This window comes from Actinoplanes rectilineatus, assembly GCF_000962825.1.
Taxonomy (GTDB): Bacteria; Actinomycetota; Actinomycetes; order Mycobacteriales; family Micromonosporaceae; genus Actinoplanes; species Actinoplanes rectilineatus.
Genome location: NZ_JZKF01000288.1, coordinates 1 through 285 on the forward strand (window position 1 = coordinate 1; position 285 = coordinate 285).

At 67.4% G+C, this 285-nt stretch carries 1 protein-coding gene; it reads left to right on the forward strand.

All coding sequences use genetic code 11. The features are described 5' to 3' along the window. The coding region (locus WH85_RS52120) for a hypothetical protein (RefSeq protein WP_045748627.1) at positions 1-285 on the forward strand (285 nt) is incomplete at both ends.

Sequence of the window (285 nt, forward strand, 5' to 3'; positions counted from 1 at the left end):
ACCCCCTGTCCCGCGGCCGGATCATCTACAGCCTCGTCGTCATCCTCGCCGGAGTCGCCGTCATCGCCGGCGGCGAATGGCTGAACGCCCGCTACGGCAACTCCATCGACAACATCCACAAACGCCTCGCCTCCGTCGGCGAACGCCTGCAAGAAGCAGGCAGCGCACGCGTCACCTTCGCCGCCGAGTTCACCCCGCAGGTCGCCGGGCCGACCGCCGCCTTCACCGGCACCAGCATGATCAGATTCGGCGCCGACAGCGACGACGCCAACACGGAATACACCA